At 62.2% G+C, this 1,435-nt stretch carries 3 protein-coding genes; all 3 read right to left on the reverse strand.

Annotated features, from left to right (window positions below; translation table 11 throughout):
* Positions 1 to 380, reverse strand: a 380-nt coding sequence (locus EOA85_RS35190) for a multicopper oxidase domain-containing protein (protein ID WP_164760130.1), incomplete at its 3' end; no start/stop codon positions are given.
* Between the two features lie 71 nt (positions 381 to 451).
* Positions 452 to 1,120 carry an isoprenylcysteine carboxylmethyltransferase family protein gene (locus EOA85_RS35195; RefSeq protein WP_127212722.1) on the reverse strand — a complete coding sequence of 223 codons (669 nt, stop codon included), beginning with the start codon at positions 1,118 to 1,120 and terminating at the stop codon, positions 452 to 454.
* Positions 1,121 to 1,122: 2 nt separating this feature from the next.
* On the reverse strand, positions 1,123 to 1,419 hold the full coding sequence (locus EOA85_RS35200; protein WP_127212723.1) for a DUF2933 domain-containing protein: 297 nt from the start codon (positions 1,417 to 1,419) through the stop codon (positions 1,123 to 1,125).
* Positions 1,420 to 1,435 lie beyond the last annotated feature (16 nt).

Here is a 1,435-nt window from a genome sequence, read left to right on the forward strand (position 1 = left end):
TGGGTGGCGGGGTCGCCGACCGGAGAATCGAAGCTCCGATCGGGGTGGGCGCCGATCAGAGGCAGTGGCGCGTCGGCGACGCCGTCGCTCAACCAGGGCGGCGTCAGTCCGTGCCAATGTATGATCGTCGGCTCGGCGGTCTCATTTCGAAGCCGGACATTGAAGGCATCGCCCGCTCGCAAGCGCAGGCCGGGAGCGCCGTCGGCTCCTCGCAGGCCGAAGACGCTTGCAGCTTTGCCGTTCACTTCGATCGTGCGGCGAGAGATGCCGAGCGTCTGGCCGCCTGACCGACTGGCGGAGGTTTCTGCGAGCAAGCCCGAAGGGAAGGCAAGAGCTGCGGCGCCTGCCACTGCGCCCTTCAGGATATCTCGGCGTTTCATGATGATTTCCTTCGGTCTCGAGATTGTTGTTTCGGTCAGCACACAAAGATCATGCCCGAGCCCCCTGGCCTTTAGGGCGCACGGCGCTCGCCGGCGGAACCGAACAGCCTGGCCACATGCGGAAAAAAGGCGGGCACGCGGTCCGCATAGCGGTCGTAGGCGTCGCCGAATTCCTTTCTGGCTTCACGCTCTTCGATGAAGGAAAGCCGCACATACATGCCAACCAGTACGGGAAACATCGCCAGCGTCAGCAGCGTGGGCCACTGCACGAGGAAGCCCGCCATGACGAGAACGAAGCCGACATATTGCGGATGCCGGACGGAGGCATATGGGCCGCCGGTTGCGAGGCGATTGTGACGCTGTGCTTCGTAAAGCACCCGCCACGCACTCGCGATCAGCACGAAGCCGCCGCCGATCAGGAAGAAGCTGAGAATGTGGAAGGGCCCGAAATGCGGATTGAGCTGCCAGCCGAACATCATCTCCAGGAGATGACCGGCATCATGCGAGAGCCAGTCAACGCCGGGGAACCTAGACTGCAGCCAGCCCGAGAACAGGTAGATCGTCAGGGGGAACCCGTACATCTCGGCAAACAGCGCCACCAGGAAGGCGCTGAATGCACCGAAGGAGCGCCAGTCACGGCCAGTTCGCGGCTTGAAGAAGCTGAAGGCAAACAGGATGAAAATCGCCGAGTTGATTATAGCCAGGCCCCAGAGGCCGTAGGCGAAAGATTGCTCGACCATGGTCATGCTCCTTTGTGGTGTGTGGGGCCGTCTTGCGCGTCCGGCTCGGTTTCCTTGTGCTGCGTATGTCTCCCATGCCCCCCGTGGCCGCCATGCATGAATATGTGAAGCAGAGGGCAGGCGAGCAGCAGCAGATAGGGAAGGATACCGAAGGCATGCGCCCGGTGCTCAGAGAGCAGGAAGAAAGCGGCGATCAGCAGGAAGGCGATCGTGACCAACCCGGTCTTCGAAGTCCAGAATCCGCGCGTTCCTGCCTCGAACTCCGGCTCTGGTTCGGAGCCGGTCAAGGGATCGGACATGTGGTGTGTGTTGGGG

It is taken from the genome of Mesorhizobium sp. M5C.F.Ca.IN.020.29.1.1 (genome assembly GCF_003997375.1).
Classification (GTDB): domain Bacteria; phylum Pseudomonadota; class Alphaproteobacteria; order Rhizobiales; family Rhizobiaceae; genus Mesorhizobium; species Mesorhizobium wenxiniae.